We start from the raw sequence: 23843 nt of genomic DNA, 5'->3' as shown, positions 1-23843 counted from the left end.
CCTCCCCGCGAAACTGTAACGGCATCATGCCGTCCGTTCCCAGACTCGCTCGCATGCGCACCTACCGCGAGCTGTTCCGCACACCCGAGTTCACGCCGTTCTTCGTCGTCCTGTCCACCCAGATCGCCGCGATGACCGTGGCCGGTCTGGGACTTGCCACGCTCGTGTACCGCGACACCGGGTCGCCGCTGCTCTCCGCGCTCGCCCTGTTCGGCCCCTCGCTCGCCCAAGTCATTGGCGCGGCCACCCTGTTGTCCGCCGCGGACCGGCTGCCGCCGCGCGCCGCCATCGTAGGCATCGCGCTGCTCTTCGCGCTCAGCACCGCCGCGCAGGCCCTCCCCGGGCTGCCCCTGGTCGCCGTGTTCTCGATGCTGTTCGCCCAAGGCCTGATCGGCTCGGTGGGCGGCGGGGTGCGCATGGGCCTGCTCCACGACATCCTCGCCCGCGAGGGCTACCTGCTCGGCCGCTCGCTGCTCAACATCGCCGTCGGCGTCTGCCAGATCGCCGGCTACGGCGCCGGCGGACTGCTTGTGGCGCTGCTCTCGCCGCGCGGGGCGCTGGTGACCGGCGCCGTGCTCTACGTCTGCGCCGCGCTGTGCGCCCGCTTCGGGCTCTCCCGCCGCGCGCCCCGGGCCTCGGGACGGCCGTCGGTCGCGGAGAGCTGGCGGGTCAACCGCCGGCTGTGGTCCCTGCCGGCCCGCCGCCGGGTCTATCTGGCGCTGTGGGTGCCGAACGGGCTGATCGTGGGCTGCGAGTCGCTGTTCGTTCCGTACGACCCGGAGCACGCGGCGCTGCTGTTCGGGTGCGCGGCGGCCGGGATGCTGGCGGGCGACCTGACGGTGGGGCGCTTCCTGCCCGAGCGGTGGCGCGGCCGGCTGGCCTCGCCGCTGCAGGTCCTGCTCGCGGCCCCGTTCCTGCTGTTCGCGTTCCGTCCGGGGCTGCCGGTGGCCGCCGTCGCTGTCGCGGTGGCCACGGTGGGGTACGGGGCGAGCCTGCTGTTCCAGGAGCGGCTGATGGCCCTGACACCGCAGGAGCTGAGCGGTCAGGCGCTGGGGCTGCACTCCTCGGGGATGCTCACCCTGCAGGGCGTGAGCGCCACGCTGGCCGGCGTGCTGGCGCAGCGTACGTCGACGCCGACGGCCATGACGGTGCTGGCGGGGCTCTCGCTGGCGGTCACGGCCGCGCTCGCATACGCAGAAGAGCGCGGAACCAGGGACCGTAAACCTGGTTCCGCGCTCTCGCTGGTGACCGCCCGACGGAGCGAGGCTGGCGCGACAGGACGTTCGCACCGCCGGGCGGAGTCAAAGGAGCCGTGAGGCTCGTGTCCCGGGAGGGTTGCCGGGAAAGTGCTGGGAACGTGTTGGGACCGCGGCGGCGGGCGACGGGCTCTCCGGTTCCCCTTCCTTCAGGTCAAGAAGGGGGCTGAAGGGCCCTTACCACCGCACTGGCTCGCACGCCGCCGCGGTCCTCAAGCCGTCCGGTTCCCGACCACCCCTCATCCGGGCCGGGATCCGGACTGCGTACGGGACGCGACCTCCCGTCAGGTCCCGTACGCGGTCTGGGTGTCACTCATGTGACGGGGGGTCAGTCGCGCAGGGCGCGGACCGCCTCCTCGACGCGCTTGCCGTAGTCCGCGTCGGCGGCGGCGAAGTGCGCGAGGTTCTTCTCGATGACGTCGTCGCGGGAGACCTGGGCGAGGCCGCCGGCGATGTTGGCCACCAGGCGCTTCTTCTCGTCCTCGGACATCAGCCGGTAGAGCTCGCCGGCCTGGAAGAAGTCGTCGTCCTTGGTGTGCTGCGGCGCGGCGTGCGTGCCGGTCCAGCCGTGGATCGCGAGCGGCGCGGACAGCGCGGCGTCGGTCTGGGCCGGGCCCTGGTACGAGTTGGGCTCGTAGTTCTTGTCGTGGCGCGAGCCGTTGCGGGTGGCCATGAGGCCGTCCCGGCCGTAGTTCTCGGCGGTCGTGGCCTTGGGGGCGTTGACCGGCAGCTGGGTGTGGTTGACGCCGAGGCGGTAGCGGTGGGCGTCCGCGTAGGCGAACAGGCGGCCCTGGAGCATCTTGTCCGGCGAGGGGCCGATGCCCGGGACGAAGTTGTTCGGGGAGAACGCGGACTGCTCGACCTCGGCGAAGACGTTGTCCGGGTTGCGGTCGAGGACCATCCGGCCGACGCGCTGCAGCGGGTAGTCGGCGTGCGGCCACACCTTGGTGAGGTCGAACGGGTTGAAGCGGTACTCGGCGGCCTCGGCGGCCGGCATGACCTGGACGTACAGGGTCCAGGAGGGGTACACGCCCCGCTCGATGGACTGCAGCAGGTCGGTCTGGTGCGAGTTGCCGTCGCTGCCGACGACCTCGGCGGCCTGCTCGGCGGAGAGCGAGCGGATGCCCTGGTTCGTCTTGAAGTGGTACTTGACGAAGAAGGCCTCGCCCGCCTCGTTGGTCCACTGGTACGTGTGCGAGCCGTAGCCGTTCATGTGGCGGTACGAGGCCGGGATGCCGCGGTCGCCCATGAGCCAGGTGATCTGGTGCGTCGCCTCGGGGGCGTGCGCCCAGAAGTCCCAGACGTTGTCCGGCTCCTGACGGCCCGTGAACGGGTCGCGCTTCTGGGAGTGGATGAAGTCGGGGAACTTGATCGGGTCCTTGATGAAGAACACCGGGGTGTTGTTGCCGACGAGGTCGTAGTTGCCCTCTTCGGTGTAGAACTTCACCGCGAAGCCGCGCGGGTCGCGGACCGCGTCCGCGCCGCCGAGCGAGTCGGCCACGGTGGAGAAGCGGATGAAGAGCTCGGTCTTCCTGCCGACCTCGCCGAGGAAGTCCGCCTTGGTGTAGGCGGTCACGTCGTCGGTGACCTCGAAGTACCCGTACGCGCCGGAGCCGCGGGCGTGCACCACACGCTCCGGGATCCGCTCGCGGTTGAAGCGCGCGAGCTTCTCCAGCAGGTGCTGGTCCTGCAGGAGGAGGGGGCCACCGACGCCGGCGGTGGCGGAGTTCTGGTTGTCGGCGACCGGGGCGCCGGACTCGGTCGTGAGCACGCGCTTCGACATGGTGACCTTCCGTACGGGGAGCTCTGCTGACATCTATGTGACGGTGCGAGGAGCGTAAATACGCCGCGAACGAGACGTCAACAGTTTGTTGAAAATGAAGGTGGGTGTTCCGGACGGCGACGGCGCCTGGGCGCGACAGGACAGGTGTCAGCGCCGCCGCCGCCCGGAAATCTGGGCCCCGTCAGACGGGGTGGCCGGTCAGACCTGCTGGCCGGAGAGGCGCTCGACGGCGCGCAGCAGGGCCGAGTGGTCCAGGCCGCCGTCGCCCTGCGCACGCAGGGAGGCGACGAGCTGGGCGACCACGGCGCCGACCGGGAGGGCCGCGCCGACGTTGCGGGCGGCGTCGGTGACGATGCCCATGTCCTTGTGGTGCAGGTCGATCCGGAAGCCGGGCTTGAAGTCCCGGTTCAGGAAGTTGTCCTTCTTGCGGGTCAGCACGGTCGAGCCGGCCAGACCGCCGTTGAGGACGTCCAGGGCGGCGTTGAGGTCCACGCCGGACTTCTCCAGGAAGACCACGGCCTCGGCGCACGCCTGGATGTTGACCGCGACGATCAGCTGGTTGGCGGCCTTCACCGTCTGGCCGGAGCCGTGCGGGCCACAGAGCACGATGGTCTTGCCGAGGGCCTCGAGGATCGGCTTGGCCGTCTCGAAGTCGGCCGGCTCGCCGCCGACCATGATGGACAGGACGGCCTCGATGGCGCCCGCCTCGCCGCCGGACACCGGGGCGTCGATGACGCGGATGCCCTTCTCGGCGGCGTTCTTGGCCAGGTCCACGGAGGTCTGCGGGGTGATCGACGACATGTCGACGATCAGGGCGCCCTGCTTGGCGTTCTCCAGGATGCCCTCGGGGCCGTAGGAGATCGCCTCGACGTGCGGGGAGGCCGGCACCATCGTGATGACGACGTCGGCGTCCTTGACGGCCTCGGCGATCGAGCCCGCGGCGGAGCCGCCGGCCGCGGCCAGGCGGTCCAGCTTGTCCTGCTCCAGGGTGAAGCCGGTGACGTCGTAACCCGCCTTGATCAGGTTCTCGGACATGGGGGAGCCCATGATGCCGAGGCCGATCCATGCGATCTTGGGGAGGTTGCTCATGAGGGTGCCTCTCAAAACTGGTGGTACGGGGAGGAGTCGAGGGTTCAGCGGGCCGCGCGGGCCTCGGCCGGGAGCCACTCGAAGGACGCGGCGGCGTCGGCGGCCTTGTACTCCAGGCCGACCCAGCCGTCGTAACCGGCCTTCTTGAGCTCGTCGAGCAGCTGCTCCAGCGGGAGCGAGCCGGTGCCCGGCGCGCCGCGGCCCGGGTTGTCCGCGATCTGGACGTGGCCGGTCTTGTCCGCGTACTGCGCGATGACCTGGCTGACGTCCTCGCCGTTCATCGACAGGTGGTAGATGTCGAGGAGGAACTTGGCGTTGCCGAGCCCGGTGGCGGCGTTGACCTTGTCGACGACCTCGATCGCGGCGGGCGCGCTCACCAGCGGGTAGAGCGGCGACTCCGGCTTGTTGAGGGTCTCGACGAGCAGGATCGCACCGACCCGGTCGGCGGCGCGGGCCGCAAGCACCAGGTTCTCCAGCGCGAGGGAGTCCTGGACCTGCGGGTCCACGCCCTCGACGCGGTTGCCGTAGAGCGCGTTGAGCGCCTTGCAGCCGACCGAGGCGGCGAAGTCCGCGGCCACGTCGATGTTGGCGCGGAAGCGGTCCGACTCCTCACCCGGTACGGAGAGGGCGCCGCGGTCCGGGCCCGGGAGCTGTCCCGCGTAGAAGTTCAGGCCCACGAGCTGGGTGCCGGCGTCGTCGAGCGCCTTCTTCAGGGCGTCGAGCTCGCTCTGCTCGGGGGTGGCGGTGTCGATCCAGGGCCACCACAGCTCGACCGCCGTGAAGCCCGCCGCGGCGGCGGCCGCGGGGCGCTCCAGAAGCGGGAGTTCCGTGAAGAGGATCGACAGGTTCACATCGAAGCGCTGGTCCGTGTATCCCATGAGGGGCGGCGCTCCTTCCGTATTGCGGAAGTAACTTTCTGTCTGACGGAATGTTGCACGGGTGGGGCGCGAGGTGTCAAGGGGGGTCCCGCGGGCCGGTCGGCGGCCGGGGTGTCGTAGCGGTGTTGTGCCGGCACACTGAAGGCGCGTCGTACCGACCGGTCGGAAGGTTTCATCTCCCGCTAATGTCCGGTAATCGGGGAAGATCCACAGGGAATGCACAGCTCAACTTGTTCCGTCCCCTGGATGACCGGCGAAGATATGCCTGCGGAATGAGTGGAATCCGGCCGACTCCTTTTCCGTGGAATGGCCGATTCGCCTCGCAGGGCGTGATCATTAAAGCCCGATGAGAATTGACATGCTCTCCGGGGGCTGGAAAGAATCGCGGTGCCCGCTCACCCGGCGGGAAAATGGTCCGAACCATTCGGGCCGGAATTGGGGGAGAAATGAGCATGCGCAAGAGCCTGGCCGTGGCCGGCGCGAGTGCCCTGCTGGCGCTCGGCTCCACCGTCGCGATGGCGCCGACCGCGCAGGCCGGCTCGGGGCAGGCGACCGCCGTCGCCCAGTCCGCCCAGGGTCAGGTCAAGGCCGGCACGGGCGTCGCCAAGTCGCTCGACAAGTCCGCGGGCGCCCCGGCGGCGGCCCAGGGCGACATCAGCGCCCAGGCCAACTGCTGGAACGGCCGCACCTCGGGCCGCAACTTCTACATGACCTGTTCCGGCAGCGGCTACCGGGTCTACGTGGACTGCTCCAACGGCCGGTACACCTTCGGCACGTACTACTACGGCACCTGGAACCACACGCTGACCTGCCCTTCCGGCACCTACGCCATCTGGGGCGGCTCGATCGGCGGCTGATCCAGCCGCCCGTGAGGGCGGTCTGTGCATCCGGGTCGAATTCGTGGACCGTCCGGAAGGTCCGCGAATTCGGCCCTCTTCTTTCTCATCCCTTTCTCATAAAGCTCTCATCGGTGTCTCGTCGGCCCACGGCAATCATGATCTCGCGCACCGTCGGTGCGGAATTCGAGGAGAGCGATTACAGGGGAGTCCGACGTTGAAGATGCAACCTTTAAACCGTGTGGTGCTGACCTCCGCCGCCGCGTTGCTTTCGGTCGGTCTGGTGGCCGGCTGCAGCACCGAGGAGAAGCCCGAGGTCCCGTCCGGCGGCGGCAAGCCCTCCGCCGGTGCGAGCTCCCAGAAGGGCCCCGGCACCGGAGAGCCCGACGCCGACGCGCTGAAGTTCGTGCGCTGCCTGCGCGAGAACGGGCTCAAGGTCGACGACCCGGAGAGCAACGGCAACGTCTCCATCCAGGTCACCGAGACCCAGGACCAGGCCAAGATCGACAAGGCCCAGAAGGCATGCAAGCAGTACGCCGACCAGGGCGGCAGCGGCGGCGCGGCCGACGGGCCGGAGAGCGAGGAGGCGAAGACCTGGCGGCTCAAGGTCGAGGCCTGCATGCGCAAGCAGGGCTTCGAGATGGGGAACGTCAAGCCCGGCCAGGAGAAGAAGCACGAGACGGCGACCCGTGCGTGCTACCAGGAGGCCGGCCCGGTTCCGGGGCAGGGCGGGCAGTGACCGGCACGGAGACCGCGGGCGCGGTGGGCGTGGACGAGGCCGCCGCGGACCAGGGCGCCACGGCCGCCGGCCGGCGCCCCCGCCGGGCCCGCGTGCTGCTGGTGTCCTGCGCGGCCGTCGCCGCCGTGGCCACGGCCGGAGCAGTCGCCCTCGCCGCCCGGGGCGGCGAGGCGCCGCCGGCCGGCGGGCCGGCGCCGCCGGCCACCGCGCCCGTCACCCGCGGCGATCTCGCCGCCTCGGACACCCTGGACGGCACGCTTCAGTACGGGGACGAGGTGTTCCTGCCGAACCGGCTGGCCGGCACGGTGACGTGGGTCGCGGCGCCCGGCACGCAGGTGGCCCGCGGCGGGACCCTGTACCGGCTCGACGAGAAGCCCGTCGTCCTGCTGTACGGCGAGGTGCCCGCGTACCGCGCCTTCCAGGAGGACATGTCCGACGGCGGCGACGTCGAGCAGCTGGAGCGGAACCTGGCCGCACTCGGCTACACCGGCTTCACCGTCGACGAGGAGTTCACCGCCCGTACGGCCGCCGCCGTCAAGCGCTGGCAGAAGGACCTCGGCCTGCCGAAGACCGGCGTCCTGGAGCTGGGGCGGGTGCTGTTCGCCCCGCAGGCGGTACGGGCCGGGGCGCCGGAGCGCCGTCCCGGCACCGAGGCGCAGAGCGGCGGCGCGGTCCTGGCCACCACCAGCGCCGAGCGGTCGGTGACGGTCAAGGCCACCATGGCGCAGCAGCAGCTGCTGACCGCGGGGAAGCGGGTGGACGTGCTGCTGCCCGGCCGCGAGAAGCCGGTTCCCGGCAAGGTCGCCTCCGTCGGCACGGTCGTCGGAGGCGACGGCCAGGGAGACGGGGACGGGAACGGGGACGGAAACGGCGACGGCGGCGGGAACGGCGGCAAGGGGAACGGCGGCGGCGACACCCAGGGCGGCGGCGACCGCACCGTCACCGTGCGGATCACCCTGCTCGACCAGAAGGCCGCCGGCACGCTCACCTACGCGCCCGTGCGCGTCCGCACGGAGAACGAGCGGCGGCGCGGGGTGCTGTCCGTACCGGTCGCCGCGCTCCTCGCGCTGCGCGAGGGCGGGTACGGGGTCCAGGCCGTCGCCGCCGACGGCTCGACCCGCATCCTGCCGGTCACGGCGGGGCTGTTCAGCGGCGGCCGCGTCGAGGTGTCCGGCACGGGCGTCACCGAGGGACTGAAGGTGGGGATTCCGGCGCTGTGAACGTGATCAGTGAGGTGACCGCCGCGGCGGTCACCGGGGCGGACGCCGTCGACCGCCCCGTCATCGAGCTCGCGGGCGTGACCCGCAGCTATCCCGGCAGCCCGCCCGTGCACGCGGTGCGCGACGTCTCGCTGCGGGTCGGCCCCGGCGAGCTGCTCGCCGTGGTGGGCCCGTCCGGCTCGGGGAAGTCCACGCTGCTCAACCTCATCGGGACGCTCGACCGGCCGTCGTCGGGGCGGGTGCGGATCGCCGGCTACGACGTGGACCGGCTGTCCGACCGGGAGCTGTCCGCGCTGCGCTCGGAGCACATCGGCTTCGTCTTCCAGCAGTTCTTCCTCACCCCCGGGGTGAGCGCGGTCGGCAACGTGGCGGAGGGCCTGCTCTACACCGGGCTCTCCCGGCGGGCCCGGATCGCCGCCGCCACCGAGAGCCTGCGCCGGGTCGGCCTCGGCCACCGGCTGACGCACCGCCCGCACGAGCTGTCCGGCGGCGAGCGGCAGCGCGTCGCACTGGCCCGCGCGGTGGCCGGCCGGCCGAGCCTGCTGCTCGCCGACGAGCCCACCGGCTCCCTCGACACCGCGTCCGGGGCGAGCGTGGTCGAGCTGCTGCGCGAGCTCAACGCGGACGGCACCACGGTCGTGGTCATCACCCACGACACCGACCTGGCGGCCCGCCTGCCCCGCCGCGTCACGATGCGCGACGGCGCCCTCGTCGCGGACGACACGGACGCGAGGGACGACACGGACCGCGCGGACGACCCGTACGACACGGACGCGCGCCGCGCCGCGGCCCCCGCGCACGGGCAGGGCCCCACCGAGGAGGACCCCCGATGACCGCCCCCCTTCCGCCGCTGCGTCCCGCCCGACTTCGGCCGGTGGACGTGTTGCGGCTGAGTCTGTCCGGGTTGCGGGCCAAACCGATGCGGGCGGTGCTGTCGGCCGCCGGGATCTCGATCGGGATCGCCGCGATGGTCGCCGTCATGGGCATCTCCACCTCCAGCCGGGCCGAGCTGCAGGCGACCCTGGACACCCTCGGCACCAACCTGCTGCGCGTCGAGGCGGGGGAGTCCCTGACCGGGTCGCGTACGGCCCTGTCGCCGCAGGTCACCGGCATGGTCCGGCGCGTTCCGCCGGTCACCGACGCCAGCGCCGTGGCCGCGCTGGACGCCAAGGTGTACCGCTCCGAGCTGATCCCGAAGCAGGAGACCAACGCCCTGGAGGTGCTGGCGGTCCAGCCCGATCTGCTGGCCACGCTGGGCGTGCGCACCGCGCAGGGGGCCTGGCTCAACCGGGCCACCGGCCGGTACCCGGCGGTGGTGCTGGGCTCCGCGGCTGCGCGCCGGCTCGGCGTGATCCGGCCGGAGCCGGGCTTCCAGATCCTGGTCGGCGGCAAGCAGTTCACGGTGATCGGCGTCCTGGAGCCTGCCGTGCTCGCGCCCGAGCTGAACAGCTCGGTGCTCGTCGGCTTCGAGGCCGCGCAGCGGAACCTGGAGTTCGACGGCCGGCCGACCGCGCTGTACCTGCGCGCCGAGGAGCACGCCGTCGGAGACGTCCGCGCGGTCCTGGCCCGTACGGTCAACCCGGAGCAGCCGGACGCGGTACGGGTGGACCGGCCCTCGGACGCGCTCGCGGCGAAGCTCGCCGCGGACGAGGCGTTCACCGGACTGCTGCTCGGCATCGGGGCCGTCGCCCTGCTGGTCGGCGGGATCGGCGTGGCCAACACGATGGTGATCGCGGTCCTGGAGCGGCGCGGCGAGATCGGACTGCGCCGGGCACTGGGTGCCACCCGCGGCCAGGTGCGGAACCAGTTCTTCACCGAGTCGCTGGTGCTGTCCGGACTCGGCGGCGGTGGAGGCGCCCTGCTGGGGCTGCTGATCACCGCCGGGTACGCGGAACACCGGGGCTGGCCGCTGGCGCTGCCGGCGACGGCCGTGGCGGGCGCGGCCCTGGGCACGCTGGTGATCGGGGCGGTGGCCGGCCTGTACCCGGCGATGCGCGCGGCCCGGGTCTCGCCCACGACGGCCCTGGCCACGGCCTGACGCGGAGGGCGGGAGGCTGCCGCTTCCCGCCCCCCGGCCAGTAGCGTGGGGCCATGGTGCGTTTGAGAGTGGAGTTCACGACCGAGCCGTTCGACCTCGACGAGGCGCCGGCGCACGCGGTCGTGGCCCGGGAAATCATCCAGTCCGCCGAGCTGGACAAGGTCGATGTCGGCCCCTTCGGCAACACCGCGGAAGGCGGCGCCGACGAGGTGCTGACCGCCGTCGACGCGCTGCTGCGCAGGTCGCTGGCGGCCGGCGCGACGCGGGTCTCCCTCCAGGTGAACGTGATCGGGGAGGGGGAGCAGTGACCGAACACCCCCTCGTCACGGCGGTGAAGCCGCTGGTCGACGCCATGGGCGCGGAGATACTGGGCCCCGAGCAGGCCGGCGCGGACGATGTCGTGCTGTCCTGGGAGGGCGAGGACGTCATCGCCGTACGGCTGCCGCAGCTGTCCGAGTCGCTGGATCACATCCTGGCGGCCATGGAGCGGCGGCACGGCAGGCCGCTGGCGGAGCTGGACCGCAAGAGCAAGCAGGAGGTCGTCCGCATTCTGGAGGCACGGGGTGCCTTCTCGGTGCGGCACGGCGTGGAGACGGTGGCCGGGGCGCTGGGCGTCAGCCGGTTCACCGTCTACAACTACCTGAACAGGGAGACGGCTCTGAACAGGGAGAAGTCGCCCAAGCGCGACTAGTCGATCATGTACTGCCACAAGCCGTCGTCCACATGTCGGGACGACGGCTTCTGTGCAAGCAGATTTTCAACAAAGTGTTGACGTGGTGTTGCGGAGGGCGTTAGCTATCCGCAGCCCGTCCGACGCACAGCGAAAAACAGCCACGGAGGCTTTCCCGTGACTTCAGGTACGACACCGGGCCTCAACCGGTTCAACACCTCGGCGGACAGCGACGCCGTCGCCGCCCTGCACGAGGTGTGCTCCAGCTCGGCGTGGGGGAGCAAGCTCCTCGCCCAGCGCCCGTTCGCCACCGCCGAAGCCCTCTTCCTCGCCAGCGACGCCGCCATGGCCGAACTGACCGCGGAGGACCTCGACGAGGCGATGGCGGGCCACCCGCCGATCGGTCGTCCGAAGGCCGGGGACCCGACCTCCTCCCGCGAGCAGAGCGGGATGGCCGGCGCCTCCGAACAGCTCAAGGCCGAGATGCTCGAACTCAACCTGGCCTACCAGGACAAGTTCGGCCACGTCTTCCTCATCTGCGCCACCGGCAAGTCCGGCGAGGAGATGCGCGACGCGGTCCGCGACCGGATCGAGAACTCGCCCGAGCAGGAGCGGGAGATCGTCCGCACCGAGCTGGGCAAGATCAACCGGATCCGGCTGACCCGTCTCGTGGAGGAAGAGAACTGATGAGCACGGCTACCACCGCCTCGGTGTCCACGCACATCCTGGACACCAGCATCGGCCGCCCCGCCGAGGGCGTCGCGATCTCCCTGTCGGCGCGCTCCGGCGCCGACGCGGAGTGGACGGCGCTCGGCGGCTCCGCCACCGATGCCGACGGGCGGTGCAAGGACCTGCCGGCGCTGCCGGAGGGCACCACCCACGTACGCCTCGACTTCGAGACCGAGGCGTATTTCCTGAGCAAGCAAGACAAGCAAGCCGAGGCGCAGCAGGACGCCCCCGCGAATCGGGACAGCGGTGCGTTCTTCCCGGAGGTGGCGATCACGTTCGCCGTCGTCCCGGGCCAGCACTACCACGTACCGCTGCTGCTCAACCCGTTCGGCTACTCCGTTTACCGAGGGAGCTAGCAGACATGCCCACGATTCTCGGCCAGAACCAGTACGGCAAAGCAGAGAACCGCGTCGTCAAGATCACGCGGGACGGCGCCACCCACCACATCAAGGACCTGAACGTCTCGGTCTCCCTCTCCGGCGACCTCGACGACGTCCACCTCACCGGCTCCAACGCCAACTGCCTTCCCACCGACACGACCAAGAACACCGTGTACGCCTTCGCCAAGGAGTACGGGATCGAGTCGGCCGAGCAGTTCGGCATCCACCTGGCCCGGCACTTCGTGACCAGCCAGGAGCCCATCAAGCGGGCCCGGATCCGGATCGAGGAGTACGCCTGGGAGCGGATCTCCACCTCCGAGGCCAACTCCCGCTTCATCGGCGCCGACGAGGTCGCCCACTCCTTCGTCCGCAAGGGCCAGGAGACCCGGGTCACCCAGATCACCTACGACGGTCAGAACTGGGAGGTCGTCTCCGGCCTCAAGGACCTGGTCGTCATGAACTCCACCAACTCGGAGTTCTGGGGCTACATCAAGGACCGGTACACGACGCTCCAGGAGGCGTACGACCGCATCCTGGCCACCCAGGTCTCCGGCCGCTGGCGGTTCAACTGGACCGACGACGAGCAGCGGATGCCCAACTGGGAGAAGTCCTACGCCGAGACGAAGAAGCACATGCTGCAGGCCTTCGCCGAGACGTACTCGCTCTCCCTGCAGCAGACGCTGTACCAGATGGCCACGCGGATCATCAACCACCGCGCGGAGATCGACGAGGTGCGCTTCTCGCTCCCGAACAAGCACCACTTCCTCGTCGACCTCGAGCCGTTCGGCCTGAAGAACGACAACGAGGTGTACTACGCCGCCGACCGGCCGTACGGCCTGATCGAGGCCACCGTGCTGCGCGACGGCGCCACCGCGCAGATCCCGGTCGACATGACCAACCTCTAAGCGGCACCGAGCAGCGGCCCCGCCCGCCCGCAGTACGGCGGGGCCGCACACGCTCAACCTGTTCTTCCGTCATCTCGGCACCCGGGGCCGGCTCACGGTCCCGGCACTCAAATCCTCCAGGGTCCTGCCGTGCCCGTCGCCCTCCCGGAACGAAGGAAGCACCGCCATGGCAGCACCTTCGGCAGCACCCCGGCGCATCGTCGCCGAGAACGCGGCGATCGCCACCGTCGACGCACCTTCGCCCGCACCGGGACCGGCGTGGCGCACTGCCCGTCGTCCAACGCCCGCCCGGCCGCCGGGATCGCCCGCGTGCCCGACATGCTGAAGGCCGGCGTGCCCGTCGGCCTCGGCGTCGACGGCACCGCGTCCAACGAGTCCGGCGAGCTGCACACCGAACTGCGCAACGCGCTCCTGGTCAACCGGCTCGGCGCGCACCGCGAGGCCGCGCTCACCGCCCGCCAGGCGCTGCGTCTGGGCACCTACGGCGGAGCGCGGGTCCTAGGCCGCGCGGACAGCATCGGGTCCCTGGAACCGGGCAAGCTGGCCGACTTCGTGCTCTGGAAGGTCGACGGCCTCGCCCACTCCTCGATCGCCGACCCGGTCTCCGCGCTCGTGCTCGGCGCGGCGGCCCCGGTGACGGCCTCGTTCGTCGACGGCCGGCAGATCGTCGAGCACGGCCGGCTGCTGTTCGCGGACGAGGAGCAGATCGCCCGCGACGCCCGCGCCGAGGCCCGGCGCCTCGCCCGGATCACGGCCCAGGCCTGATCCGCGCCCGCGCAGTACCCATGACTTCCACGGCCCTCCTCGGGTCGTGGAGACAGAGTCCGGTCGAGGGGGACGGCCCTCGACCGGTCTGCCGCGGTCCCGAGCGGGGATCGCGACAGCCGGACGGGGAGCGTTCGTGCCGCCAGTGGTACGGCGCTCCCCGGACGGTCCCCCCACATCCGCCCCTCGCCCCACCCTCCGTGTGCACCCCCTCGTCACGCGGACCGCTGTACACCTCATGAGCCCGCACCCGTGAGGCGCACCACTGCATGCGCACCACCCTCCCTGACACTCTCGTCACCGCCGACGTTTAATCGACCGGAGGAACCGCCGTGGCCGCTGAGCCCCAGGTTCACTACGCAGACAGCGCCGAACCCGACGACCGGAGCAAGCATCCGGTCGACGAGACCCTGCCCCCTTTGAAGATGCTCACCAGCGGCCTCCAGCACGTGGCCGCGATGTACGCGGGCGTGGTGGCCCCGCCGCTCATCGTCGGCGCGGCCGTGGGCCTGTCCGGCACCGAGCTGACGTTCCTCACCGGCGCCAGCCTCTTCACCGCCGGACTCGCCACCTTCCTGCAGACGCTCGGCGTCTGGAAGATCGGCGCCCGGCTGCCGTTCGTCAACGGCGTCACCTTCGCCGGCGTCGCGCCGATGCTGGCGATCGTCGACACCACCGACGACAAGGCCGACGCCCTCCCGATCATCTTCGGCGCGATCATCGTCGCCGGACTGCTCGGCTTCATAGCCGCCCCCTACTTCTCGAAACTGGTCCGCTTCTTCCCGCCGGTCGTGACCGGCACGGTGATCACGCTGATCGGCGTCTCGCTGCTGCCCGTCGCCTTCGGCTGGGCCCAGGGGCCCAACCCCAAGGCCGAGGACTACGGTTCGACCACGTATCTGACGCTCGCCGCGATCACCCTCGTGGTGGTGCTGGTGCTGCGCCGCTTCACCACCGGCTTCCTGAAGCAGATCGCCGTGCTCGTCGGCCTGGTCATCGGCACCGTCATCGCCGTCCCCTTCGGCGTCACCGACTTCAGCCCGGTCACCGAGGCGGACATCGTCGGCTTCCCGACCCCGTTCCACTTCGGCGCCCCGCAGTTCGCGCTCGCCGCGATCATCTCGATGTGCGTCGTGATGCTCGTGTCGATGACCGAGTCGACCGCGGACATGCTCGCCCTCGGCGAGATCGTCGACCGGCCCGCCGACGAGAAGACCATCGCCGCCGGACTGCGCGCCGACACCCTCGGCTCCGCGATCAGCCCGCTGTTCAACGGCTTCATGTGCAGTGCGTTCGCGCAGAACATCGGCCTGGTCGCGATGACGAAGATCCGCAGCCGGTTCGTGGTCGCCTGCGGCGGCGGCTTCCTGCTCCTGATGGGCCTGTCGCCGGTGGCGGCCTCGCTGATCTCGGTCGTGCCGCGGCCGGTGCTCGGCGGCGCGGGCATCGTCCTGTTCGGCTCGGTCGCCGCCAGCGGCATCCAGACGCTGGTGAAGGCCGGCCTGGAGAAGGACAACAACGTCCTGATCGTGGCCGTCTCGCTCGCGGTCGGCATCATCCCGATCACGGCGCCGGAGTTCTACCACGCGTTCCCGGAGACCGCGAAGATCATCCTGGACTCGGGCATCTCCACCGGCTGTGTCGCGGCCGTGCTGCTGAACCTGATCTTCAACCACATCGGCAGCAACCGTGACGACGACCAGGTCACCGCGCCCATGGAGCCGGGCGAGGAGATCTCCGGCACCGCGGCCGCGAAGGCGGCGCACGCGCATTGAGCATGAGGACTCCTTCCTCTTCCCCGGAGCCGGTCCCCGCCGCTGTCGCGGCAGGGGCCGGCGTCGTGCTGATCAACCCGAACACCTCGGCGGCGACGACGGCGACGATGGTCGCGCTGGCCCGCCGCGAACTGGCCCCGTCCGGCCTCCCCGTCCGCGGGGTGACCGTCCCCCGCGGCCCCCGCACCCTCACCGACCCGGTCGCCCTCGCGGCCGCCGCACCCCAGGTCGTCACGGCGGGCCTGCGGGCCGTGGCGGCGGGGGACTGCGCGGCCCTGATCGTCGGCGCCTTCGGCGATCCGGGCCTGGCGGAACTCCGTGCCCGGGCAGGCGTCCCGGTCGTGGGCCTGGCGGAGGCGTCCCTGAGGGAGGCCGCCGAGGGCGGCGCGCGCTTCGGCGTGGCGACGACCACCCCCCGGCTGGCCGGGTCGATCGGGGCGCGCGTGGCGGAGCTGGGCCTGACGGCGGAGTTCACCGGCGTCCGCCTGACGACGGACGATCAGGAACACCTGTCGACCCGCCCGCACGACCTCCTCGCACAGCTCTCGGCAGCGATCCACCGCAGCCTGACGCAGGACGGCGCCACCCGAGTCGTCGTCGGCGGCGGCCCGTTGGGCGAGGCGGCCCGGGCCCTGCGGCCCCGCTACCCCACCGAACTGATCGCCCCGATCCCGTCCGCCTGCCGCGGCGTCCTGGCCGCCCTGCGTCACGGCCCGCGCTGCGGAACCCCCTGATCCCCACCGCCCCCGCCCCGCGCGGGCGCACGGCCGAACCCGCCCGCCGACTCCCCGGCCGCGACGCGCCGCCGGCACTCCTCCGCCAGCTCCGGATAGGCCCCGGCGATCGCCTCGTACAGCCGGCGGTCGAGCAGCCGCCCCGCCTCCGCGAGGCCGACGTCGCCGAAGAGACCGTCGAGCAGGGCCTCGTAGCGCTTCAGGGCCTGCCGCAGATAGTTGACCTGCCAGCACACGAGCAGATCCGGCGTCATCTCACCCGCGCCGCGCGCCCCGAGCAGCCGGCGATGACGCACCGCACGCCGTTCGAGGTCCGCCAGGGGCAGGCGCGGTACGGCGATGGGCTCGGCGCGGATCGCCGTCAGCACGGCCTGCCGGCGGGCCCGCGCACCTGAGGCGGCCGCCGCGGACCGGCTGCCCCCGGGCGCCCGGGCGCAGCGCGCGAACTCCTCCGTCCGCTCCACGGCCTCGACCCGCGCCAGCAGGTACAGCCGCACCGGCGCGAGCGACCAGAGCCTCGGGCTGCGCCCCTGCACGTCCGGCTCGCCCAGCAGGCTGCGCACCATCGTGTCCGTCCAGCCGCGCCTGCGCAGCCCGGTCAGCGTCGTGTACGTCGTACGGTCCGTCATGAATCCCCCACATTCGACTACGGAGAGTGATGAATCCAGTGAAGCGCACCCCACTGACAACGCACTGGCGACGCCCCCTTGCCCGGCGTCCCGCAGGTGTGCGATATAGGTCTGGACCAAATCGAGGAACGTCCGACGGACGGAGGCATGCCCATGCAACGCCCGCTCGCCGCAACGGTGTTGACCGCCGTCGTCCTCTCGCTCGCGGCCTGTACGACGCCCCCCGACGCGGACACCCGCGCCCCCACCGCCCCCCGCGGCGTCACCGCGCAGTCGGGCAGCGCGACCAGCGTGCACGTCATGTGGAGCGCCTCCGCCGACGACCGGGGCATCGCCGCGTACGAGGTGCACCAACAGGGCCGCAAGGTCAAAGAGGTCCCGGCGACGACGCTGATGACCGACGTCGAAGCCCTGGCCCCGGGCACCCCCTACGCCTTCACCGTCCTGGCCCGCGACGCCGCCGGCAACCGCTCCCCGCACAGCGCGAGCGTCCCTGTCACCACCCTCGCCGCCCAAGCCGAGGACCGCACCGCCCCCACCCGCCCCACACACCTCAACGGCAAGGCCACCGGCCCCCGCACGGTCACCCTCGCCTGGCGGCCGGCGAAGGACGACACGGCCGTCACCGCCTACGACGTCTACCAGGCCGACACCCGCATCCACACGGTCTCCGGCACCGCCACGCGGGCGACCGTCACGACCCTCCGCCCCGGCACCATCTACACCTTCACCGTCCGCGCCCGCGACGCCGCCGAGAACAGCTCCCCCGACAGCACCCCCCTCGACCTCACCACCCCCGGCGGCAGGATCCCCACCTCGACGGCCCCCACGAACCTCACGGCCACGGCGGAACGAGGCGCCGTAAAACTGACCTGGGCCCCGCCGAAAGCCGACGGGGCCCCGATCAAGGAACACCAACTCCACCTCAACGGCCGCCTGGCCACCACCATCGTCTGGGGCGCCACCCCGCCGGCGGGCCGGGCGACCTACACCTTCACGGTCCAGGACCCACCCGGAACCCGCTACTCCGTCAAGCTCCGGGCCAGACTCCCCGACGGCACCTGGGGCGCCTTCTCGGCGCAGCGCTCGGTGGTCACACGCTGAGGCACGCCTACAGCCCGGTCAGATACATCCCCGACGCCCCCGCCCCCGCCGTGTTGCGGCAGCTGAAGTCACCGGTCGGCTTCGCGTTCATGAGGGAGAGGCAGCGGCCGAGGGCCTGCTGGCCGTAGTGGTTGGGGTGCATGTTCTCCTGGATGGGGCCCTGGGTCTCGTTCTGGTCGATCCAGCGGGCCCACTCGCTGGTCGTGGCCGAGGCCGGGACCGTGGAGCTGACCTGCTGCGACGCCTTGGCGCACACCTCGCGGCCCTGGAACATGTCGCGCAGGTCCATGAACTGCGCGCCCTTCGCCGTCGCCACGGCCCTCAGCCGGTTCGAGATCTGGGGGACCAGGGAGTCGCGGGCCCAGTCGGAGTCCTTGTTCCAGAACGGGCAGCCGCCCGTGTTCGTACGGCTCCAGCCGCTCTCGGAGTAGCGGTTGTCCGCGCCGCGGGGGATCGGCGAGGGGTACGACTGGAGGATCACGCGGTAGTCGGAGGAGGAGTACCCGGCCGCGCTCATCACCGCGCGGATCTCGTCGACCGACTTGCCGACGCTCGCCATCACACCGTCGATCTTCGAGTCGACCACGGGCTGCTGGTCGTCGTGGCAGTACGAGTACCAGACGATGTAGTCCGTGGCGCACTTGCGGATGATGTCCGCGAAGCCCAGGTCGTTGCCGCCGATCGACAGGATGACCGTCTCGACGTCGTGCGAGCGCGCGACCGCCGCCAGCTGGTCGGCCTGTGGGGCCTCGCCCTTGAAGGAGACGCCGCCGTTGGAGGCGCGGAAGACGTTCTGCGTCGTGGCGCCCGAGCACGCCAGGTTGATCAGGGCGTCCGCGATCGCGCCGGCGCTGCGCACCTCGGAGCCGTCGGAGCGGTGGCAGCCGTTGGCCGCCGTCGTGCCGTACACCCGGCTCGGATCGTATGCAGTGCCCGTCCAGGCGCGGTCCGTGCCGTTGCGGTTTCCGGTCTTGGTCAGGCTGTTGCCCTGCCAGCGGCCGGCTTCGCCGGAGATGTAGCTGTCGCCCAGCGCGACGACGGCGGTGGGGCCGGAACCGGGGCTCGCGGCGGAGGGGGAGACACCGGCCGTGAACAGGCCGCCTGACGCCAGCGAGAGGGCCAGCAGGCCACGGGCGACGCGATGACGGGGGAATGGCATGGCTGTGCTCCTGCGGGTGCGCAGTGATGTGGGGGACAGCCGCCGGCCGGTGGCATGGCGGAATCTCGCACGCCCCGGCTTGTTACCGCTAGGTAGCGACAGGTTTCGCTTTCGTCACGTAGGTGACCGGTAGGTCGGTCCGGAAAATCCGTCCGGGCCACGCCTTGCCACATGCAAAAGCTCCGCTCCCGGTGCTGTGCGTCACCGGGGGCGGAGCTGTCTGTGCGGGAGGTGCTGTACGAAGGTGCTGTTCGGCCGCTGTGCGGGTCAGCCGACCAGCTGGTCGTACGCGGGGAGGGTGAGGAAGTCGGCGTAGTCGGCGTCCAGGGAGACGTGCAGCAGGAGGTCGTGGGCCTGCTGCCACTTGCCGGCCGCGAACGCCTCCTCGCCGATCTCGGCGCGGATCGCGGCGAGCTCCTCGGCGGCGACCTTGCGGGCCAGCTCGGGGGTGGCCGGCTCGCCGTTCTCGAAGACGACGCCCGCGTTGATCCACTGCCAGATCTGCGAGCGGGAGATCTCCGCGGTGGCCGCGTCCTCCATCAGGTTGAAGATCGCGACCGCGCCGAGGCCACGGAGCCACGCCTCGATGTAGCGGATGCCGACCTGGACGGCGTTGCGCAGGCCGTCGTACGTGGGCTTCGCGTCCAGCGAGGCGATGTCGATGAGCTCGGGGCCCTCCACGTGGACGTCCTCGCGCAGCCGGTCCTTCTGGTTCGGCTTCTCGCCGAGGACCGCGTCGAAGGAGGCCATGGCGATCGGGACGAGGTCGGGGTGGGCGACCCAGGAGCCGTCGAAGCCGTCGCCGGCCTCGCGGTCCTTGTCGGCCTTGACCTTCTCGAAGGCGACCTTGTTGACCTCGGCGTCCTTGCGGGACGGGATGAAGGCGGCCATGCCGCCGATCGCGTGCGCGCCGCGCTTGTGGCAGGTGCGGACGAGGAGTTCGGTGTACGCCCGCATGAACGGGGCCGTCATCGTGACCGCGTTGCGGTCCGGGAGGACGAACTTCGCCCCGCCGTCACGGAAGTTCTTGACGATGGAGAAGAGGTAGTCCCAGCGGCCGGCGTTGAGGCCCGCGGCGTGGTCGCGCAGCTCGTAGAGGATCTCCTCCATCTCGTACGCCGCCGTGATCGTCTCGATCAGGACGGTCGCGCGGACGGTGCCCTGCGGGATGCCGACGTAGTCCTGCGCGAAGACGAAGATGTCGTTCCAGAGGCGGGCCTCCAGGTGCGACTCCGTCTTCGGGAGGTAGAAGTACGGGCCCTTGCCGAGGTCGATCAGGCGCTGGGCGTTGTGGAAGAAGTAGAGGCCGAAGTCGACCAGGGCGCCGGGGACCGGGCGGCCCTCGAAGGTCAGGTGGCGCTCCTCGAGGTGCCAGCCGCGCGGCCGCATCACGACGGTGGCGAGCTCCCCGGCCGGCTTCAGGGCGTAGCTCTTGCCCGAGCGCGGGTCCGTGAAGTCGATGTTCCGGCTGTACGCGTCGATCAGGTTGAGCTGGCCGAGGACCACGTTCTCCCAGGTGGGGGCCGAGGCGTCCTCGAAGTCGGCGAGCCAGACCTTCGCGCCGGAGTTCAGCGCGTTGATGGTCATCTTGCGGTCGGTCGGACCGGTGATCTCCACCCGGCGGTCGTTCAGCGCCGCCGGAGCGGGGGCGACCTTCCAGGAGTCGTCGGCGCGGATCGCGGCGGTCTCCGGCAGGAAACCGAGCGTCGAGGTACGGGCGATCTCGGCGCGGCGCTCCGCCCTGCGGGCGAGGAGCTCGTCCCGGCGCGGCGTGAACCGGCGGTGCAGCTCCGCCACGAAGGCGAGGGCCGCGTCGGTCAGCACCTCCTCCTGTCGGGGCAGGGGGACGGCTTCGACGACTGCCAGGGGGGACGGCGCTGGTGCGGACATGAACTGTCACTTCCTTCAGCGGACTACACGGGCGGTGCTTGTCGGCCGCCGGGCGTCGTCAGGTGGCACGCGGTGCCACAGGCGCCGAGATACGGCCGGGAGCGCCGTCACGGGCGATCAGGCGCTTCTGAACAGTGGATACTAGTTTCCTTATGGTGGAAGTTCAATCGTTTGTTGATATCGAGATTCTTTGGGTCGACAGAACATGGCGCTCGGTGCCACGTCCCTTACTCAAGGTGCGCCAGATCCGCCTCCGTGTCGATGTCGTACGGCTCGGCCACATCCGAACAGTCCACGAGGGTGATCGCATCCCGGTGCGCCCGCAGATAGTCCCGGGCCCCGCGGTCCCCGACCGCGCCCGCCGCGACCGCCGGCCAGCGATCCGCGCCGAACAGCACCGGATGGCCGCGCGTCCCCTCGTACGAGGCCGCCGCCAGGCTCGACCGCGAGCGGTACGCCGCACGGACGCGGGCCACCGCCTCCGGGCCGATGCCCGGCTGGTCCACCAGGCTCACCAGCACCGCGTCCACGCCGACCGCCGCGCCGAGCGACGCCAGGCCGACGCGGAGCGAGGAGCCCATGCCGCTCTCCCATGCCGGGTTGTCCACCACGACGCAGCCGGGGAGCTCCGCCCGCTCCCGCACCAGCTCCGCCGACGCGCCCAGCACCACATGGACCGCGGCGCAGCCGCCCTCCCGCAGCGTGCGTACGGCGTGCTCGACGAGAGGGCGGCCCCGGTGCGGCAGCAGCGCTTTCGGCCGGCCGCCGAGGCGCCGGCCGCCCCCGGCCGCGAGCAGCAGCCCCGCGACGCGGGCACCGTGAGGACCGGGGGAGACGGGGTGGCGTGAGGTGGCGTCCATGGGACCTGCATACCGCATGAACCCGTGGAAATCGCCCGCCGAATTCCGTCACCCGAGTGGCGCGCCGGGCGCGAAATGGCGTTAACTGGCCACGACCCCCGGCGCTTGACCACCGTTCGCAGGGTCCGTTCGGTGCGAACTGCACAGTGGGCACGACGATGTGCGAGGGGGAGAGCGTTGTTGCGGAGCTTGGGGCAGAAGCCTGTGACCGGTGGTGACGAGGACCCGAGAGTGCCGGCGCTGCGCGCGGCCGTGTCCCGGCTGCGGCGCGAACTGGCGGGCTACCCGGTCGAGTTCACCGACCGGGGGATCGCCGAGGACGAGCTCGCGGCGATGGACGCCATGGCCATGGGCGGTGTGCCGGAGCTACGGCGGCTGCGCCGCTCGCTGCTGCTTGTGGCCGGTTCGGTCGGCTCGGTCAGTGCCCTCTCCGGCGCCCTGACCGCGGTCCGCGACGCCGTCGAACGCTTCGGCGAGCCGCCCCGCGCGTGACGCGGAGTCACCGCCTGATCAGCCGTCGCTCGCGCGCCGCCGCCACCGCCGCCGTGCGCGAGTCGACGCCCAGCTTGGCGAAGATGTGCACCAGGTGGGACTTGACCGTCGCCTGGCTCAGGAACAGCGCCTTGCTGATCTGCAGGTTCGACAGCCCCTCGCCCACCAGCTGCAGCACCTCCAGCTCCCGCTTCGTCAGCGCCTCCGCCGGTGTGCGCATCCGGTCCATCAGCCGGTGCGCCACCGCCGGCGCGAGCGCCGACTGGCCGGCCGCCGCCGTGCGGACGGCCGCCGCCAGCTCCTCCGGCGGGGCGTCCTTCAGCAGATAGCCGGACGCGCCGGCCTCCACCGCCGCCAGGATGTCCGCGTCGGTGTCGTACGTGGTGAGCACCAGGACCCGCGGCCCGCCGGTACGGGACGTGATCGCCGCGGTCGCCTCCGAGCCGTGCATCCCGGCGCCGAACTGCAGGTCCATCAGCACCACGTCCACGCCCCCTGCCGCGGCCCGATCGACCGCGCCCTCCGCCGTGGCGGCCTCCGCGACCACTTCGAAGTCCGGCTCGGTGTCCAGCACCGCGCGCAGCCCGGCCCGTACCACCGGGTGGTCGTCGGCCAGCAGCAGACGGATCGTCATGACAGTCCTCCCGCACTCCGCACCGGCAGCGGAAGTGCGACGGCGATCGCCGTGCCCTGCCCCGGGCCCGACTCCACCGTGAACGTCCCGCCCAGCGACTCCGCCCGCGCCCGCATCGCCGGCAGCCCGAAGCCGCCCTCGGACGAGGGGGCCACGGCGGCCGGGTCGAAGCCCTTGCCGTCGTCCACCACGTCCAGCGTCACCGAGGCGTCCATGAAGGTCAGCGTGATCTCCGCCCGTGACGCGCCCGCGTGCCGCACCGTGTTCGCAAGCGCCGACTGAGCAATCCGCAGCAGCGCCACCTCGTACGGCGTCGGCAGCTCCGCCGGCGTCCCGCTCACCGAGAACCGCACCCGCGGCCCGCCCGGCCCGGCCTGCCCCGGCTCGCACAGCCGCTCGAGGGCTCCCGCGAGCGAGCCGTGCTCCAGGTCCGGCGGCGACAGCTCCCGGACGAACCGCCGCGCCTCCGCCAGGTTGTCCTGGGCGGCCCGCCGCGCCTGCTCGATGTGCCCGGCGGCCGGCGAGCCCTCCGGCAGCGCCCGCTCCGCCGCCCGCAGCAGCAGCTGGATCGACGACAGACCCTGCGCCAGCGTGTCGTGGATCTCCCGGGCCAGCCGCTCCCGCTCCGCCAGCGTGCCCGCGTGCCGCTCGGCCGCCGCCAGCTCCGCCCGCGTCGCGATCAGCTCCTCGACCATCTGCCGCCGCCGTTCGCTCTCCCGGTACAGCGCCTGGTAGCCCAGCACCGTCGCCACCGCGACCGCCGCCCCGAGCAGCGGCCCGATGAACACGCCCGGGTTCAGCGCCGAGCCGTGCCGGACGTACGAGCCGATCGCCGCCCCCGCCGTCAGCCCCACCACCGGCAGCGACCAGCGCACCGGCAGCAGGTGCAGCTGCAGGAAGTACAGCGGGAACGCGAGCCACAGACCCTCCGGCGTCAGCCACAGCAGCACCAGCCACGACGCGCACAACGCCGCCAGCCACACCGCGGCCGCCCGCTGCGACGCCCGTACGACGGGGAGCAGCGAGCCCGCCGCGTACACCGCGCCCATGGCCGCCGCCGCGGCCACCCCAGCCGTGTCGTCCGACCGCACCGCGGCCAACGCCAGCAGGCCGGCCATCAGCAGATGCAGGCACACGCGGAGCGCGCGCAGGGCAGGGGTGAGCGAACGGGGATCCATGATGCGACCAGCCTAGGCGGGAGCCGACAATCCGGACTCAACCGAAAGTTTGATTGCGGAGCCATCCGTGGCGCGATGCCCGCGGGCGTCCCCGGCCAGC

Annotated in this window: 24 protein-coding genes and 1 pseudogene; 16 read left to right on the top strand and 9 right to left on the bottom strand. The window is 71.7% G+C overall.

Annotation, left to right across the window (positions count from 1 at the left end; genetic code table 11):
- The first annotated feature begins 53 nt into the window (after window positions 1–53).
- Entirely contained in the window at window positions 54–1316 is a 1263-nt protein-coding gene (locus tag ACGFMM_RS26505; RefSeq protein ID WP_393648929.1) for an MFS transporter, read from the top strand.
- A 268-nt stretch (window positions 1317–1584) separates the two neighbouring features.
- Here ACGFMM_RS26505 and ACGFMM_RS26500 read toward each other — a convergent pair whose 3' ends face one another.
- The 3 genes from ACGFMM_RS26500 to ACGFMM_RS26490 form a co-directional block, all read right to left on the bottom strand.
- Window positions 1585–3039 carry a catalase gene (locus ACGFMM_RS26500; protein ID WP_393648973.1) on the bottom strand — a complete coding sequence of 485 codons (1455 nt, stop codon included), beginning with the start codon at window positions 3037–3039 and terminating at the stop codon, window positions 1585–1587.
- 198 nt (window positions 3040–3237) lie between these two features.
- Complete coding sequence (locus ACGFMM_RS26495; RefSeq protein WP_393648928.1) at window positions 3238–4128, bottom strand: 2-hydroxy-3-oxopropionate reductase; 891 nt, start codon at window positions 4126–4128, stop codon at window positions 3238–3240.
- A gap of 44 nt (window positions 4129–4172) precedes the next feature.
- Window positions 4173–5006, bottom strand: coding sequence for a TIM barrel protein (locus ACGFMM_RS26490; protein ID WP_393648927.1), 834 nt, complete (start codon window positions 5004–5006; stop codon window positions 4173–4175).
- A 452-nt stretch (window positions 5007–5458) separates the two neighbouring features.
- Between ACGFMM_RS26490 and ACGFMM_RS26485 the strand changes: the two genes are divergently transcribed.
- The 13 genes and pseudogenes from ACGFMM_RS26485 to ACGFMM_RS26425 all read left to right on the top strand — a co-directional run bounded on the left by ACGFMM_RS26485 (window position 5459) and on the right by ACGFMM_RS26425 (window position 15797).
- On the top strand, window positions 5459–5863 hold the full coding sequence (locus tag ACGFMM_RS26485; RefSeq protein WP_393648926.1) for a hypothetical protein: 405 nt from the start codon (window positions 5459–5461) through the stop codon (window positions 5861–5863).
- A 220-nt stretch (window positions 5864–6083) separates the two neighbouring features.
- Window positions 6084–6581: a hypothetical protein gene (locus ACGFMM_RS26480; RefSeq protein WP_393648925.1), complete on the top strand. Its 498-nt coding sequence runs from the start codon at window positions 6084–6086 to the stop codon at window positions 6579–6581.
- Entirely contained in the window at window positions 6578–7801 is a 1224-nt protein-coding gene (locus ACGFMM_RS26475) for a peptidoglycan-binding protein (RefSeq protein WP_393648924.1), read from the top strand. The genes ACGFMM_RS26480 and ACGFMM_RS26475 overlap by 4 nt, the downstream gene beginning before the upstream one ends.
- A gap of 2 nt (window positions 7802–7803) precedes the next feature.
- Window positions 7804–8634, top strand: a complete 831-nt coding sequence (locus ACGFMM_RS26470; protein WP_393648972.1) for an ABC transporter ATP-binding protein — start codon at window positions 7804–7806, stop codon at window positions 8632–8634.
- A complete protein-coding gene (locus ACGFMM_RS26465; RefSeq protein WP_393648923.1) occupies window positions 8631–9839 on the top strand; it encodes an ABC transporter permease in 1209 nt (402 codons plus the stop codon). The genes ACGFMM_RS26470 and ACGFMM_RS26465 overlap by 4 nt, the downstream gene beginning before the upstream one ends.
- A 56-nt stretch (window positions 9840–9895) precedes the next feature.
- Complete coding sequence (locus ACGFMM_RS26460) at window positions 9896–10147, top strand: thiamine-binding protein (RefSeq protein WP_393648971.1); 252 nt, start codon at window positions 9896–9898, stop codon at window positions 10145–10147.
- A 44-nt stretch (window positions 10148–10191) separates the two neighbouring features.
- Window positions 10192–10530, top strand: a complete 339-nt coding sequence (locus ACGFMM_RS26455; protein WP_393648970.1) for a helix-turn-helix domain-containing protein — start codon at window positions 10192–10194, stop codon at window positions 10528–10530.
- Between the two features lie 156 nt (window positions 10531–10686).
- A complete protein-coding gene (uraD, locus tag ACGFMM_RS26450; RefSeq protein WP_393648922.1) occupies window positions 10687–11196 on the top strand; it encodes a 2-oxo-4-hydroxy-4-carboxy-5-ureidoimidazoline decarboxylase in 510 nt (169 codons plus the stop codon).
- A complete protein-coding gene (uraH, locus tag ACGFMM_RS26445) occupies window positions 11196–11594 on the top strand; it encodes a hydroxyisourate hydrolase (protein WP_393648921.1) in 399 nt (132 codons plus the stop codon). The genes uraD and uraH overlap by 1 nt, the downstream gene beginning before the upstream one ends.
- A 5-nt stretch (window positions 11595–11599) precedes the next feature.
- Window positions 11600–12523, top strand: coding sequence for a factor-independent urate hydroxylase (pucL, locus tag ACGFMM_RS26440; protein WP_393648920.1), 924 nt, complete (start codon window positions 11600–11602; stop codon window positions 12521–12523).
- Between the two features lie 237 nt (window positions 12524–12760).
- Window positions 12761–13288: pseudogene (locus ACGFMM_RS26435) on the top strand (amidohydrolase family protein); the annotation flags it as partial.
- 425 nt (window positions 13289–13713) lie between these two features.
- Complete coding sequence (locus ACGFMM_RS26430; RefSeq protein WP_393648969.1) at window positions 13714–15063, top strand: nucleobase:cation symporter-2 family protein; 1350 nt, start codon at window positions 13714–13716, stop codon at window positions 15061–15063.
- A 65-nt stretch (window positions 15064–15128) separates the two neighbouring features.
- Window positions 15129–15797 carry an aspartate/glutamate racemase family protein gene (locus ACGFMM_RS26425; protein WP_393648919.1) on the top strand — a complete coding sequence of 223 codons (669 nt, stop codon included), beginning with the start codon at window positions 15129–15131 and terminating at the stop codon, window positions 15795–15797.
- Here the strand turns inward: ACGFMM_RS26425 and ACGFMM_RS26420 are convergent.
- Complete coding sequence (locus ACGFMM_RS26420) at window positions 15770–16426, bottom strand: hypothetical protein (RefSeq protein ID WP_393648918.1); 657 nt, start codon at window positions 16424–16426, stop codon at window positions 15770–15772. The two genes, ACGFMM_RS26425 and ACGFMM_RS26420, sit on opposite strands and share 28 nt — an antisense overlap.
- Before the next feature lie 153 nt (window positions 16427–16579).
- Between ACGFMM_RS26420 and ACGFMM_RS26415 the strand changes: the two genes are divergently transcribed.
- Window positions 16580–17530 (top strand): fibronectin type III domain-containing protein, encoded by a 951-nt coding sequence (locus tag ACGFMM_RS26415; RefSeq protein ID WP_393648968.1) that lies wholly within the window; start codon window positions 16580–16582, stop codon window positions 17528–17530.
- Between the two features lie 7 nt (window positions 17531–17537).
- Here ACGFMM_RS26415 and ACGFMM_RS26410 read toward each other — a convergent pair whose 3' ends face one another.
- From ACGFMM_RS26410 to ACGFMM_RS26400, 3 genes are all read right to left on the bottom strand, one after another.
- Window positions 17538–18689: a GDSL-type esterase/lipase family protein gene (locus tag ACGFMM_RS26410; RefSeq protein WP_393648917.1), complete on the bottom strand. Its 1152-nt coding sequence runs from the start codon at window positions 18687–18689 to the stop codon at window positions 17538–17540.
- A 267-nt stretch (window positions 18690–18956) separates the two neighbouring features.
- A complete protein-coding gene (gene aceB / locus ACGFMM_RS26405) occupies window positions 18957–20579 on the bottom strand; it encodes a malate synthase A (RefSeq protein ID WP_393648916.1) in 1623 nt (540 codons plus the stop codon).
- A 227-nt stretch (window positions 20580–20806) separates the two neighbouring features.
- Entirely contained in the window at window positions 20807–21439 is a 633-nt protein-coding gene (locus ACGFMM_RS26400) for an NTP transferase domain-containing protein (protein ID WP_393648915.1), read from the bottom strand.
- A gap of 177 nt (window positions 21440–21616) precedes the next feature.
- Between ACGFMM_RS26400 and ACGFMM_RS26395 the strand changes: the two genes are divergently transcribed.
- Entirely contained in the window at window positions 21617–21931 is a 315-nt protein-coding gene (locus ACGFMM_RS26395) for a DUF5955 family protein (RefSeq protein WP_393648914.1), read from the top strand.
- Window positions 21932–21938: 7 nt separating this feature from the next.
- On the opposite strand, the gene ACGFMM_RS26390 is transcribed toward ACGFMM_RS26395, so the two are convergent.
- Window positions 21939–22565, bottom strand: coding sequence for a response regulator (locus tag ACGFMM_RS26390; protein WP_393648913.1), 627 nt, complete (start codon window positions 22563–22565; stop codon window positions 21939–21941).
- A complete protein-coding gene (locus ACGFMM_RS26385; protein WP_393648912.1) occupies window positions 22562–23743 on the bottom strand; it encodes a sensor histidine kinase in 1182 nt (393 codons plus the stop codon). Before ACGFMM_RS26385 ends, ACGFMM_RS26390 begins: the two co-directional genes overlap by 4 nt.
- Window positions 23744–23843 lie beyond the last annotated feature (100 nt).

It is taken from the genome of Streptomyces sp. NPDC048604, assembly GCF_043199435.1.
Lineage (GTDB): Bacteria > Actinomycetota > Actinomycetes > Streptomycetales > Streptomycetaceae > Streptomyces.
The sequence above is the reverse complement of the archived record's forward strand: the minus strand, read 5'-3'. Positions and strand labels throughout refer to the sequence as shown.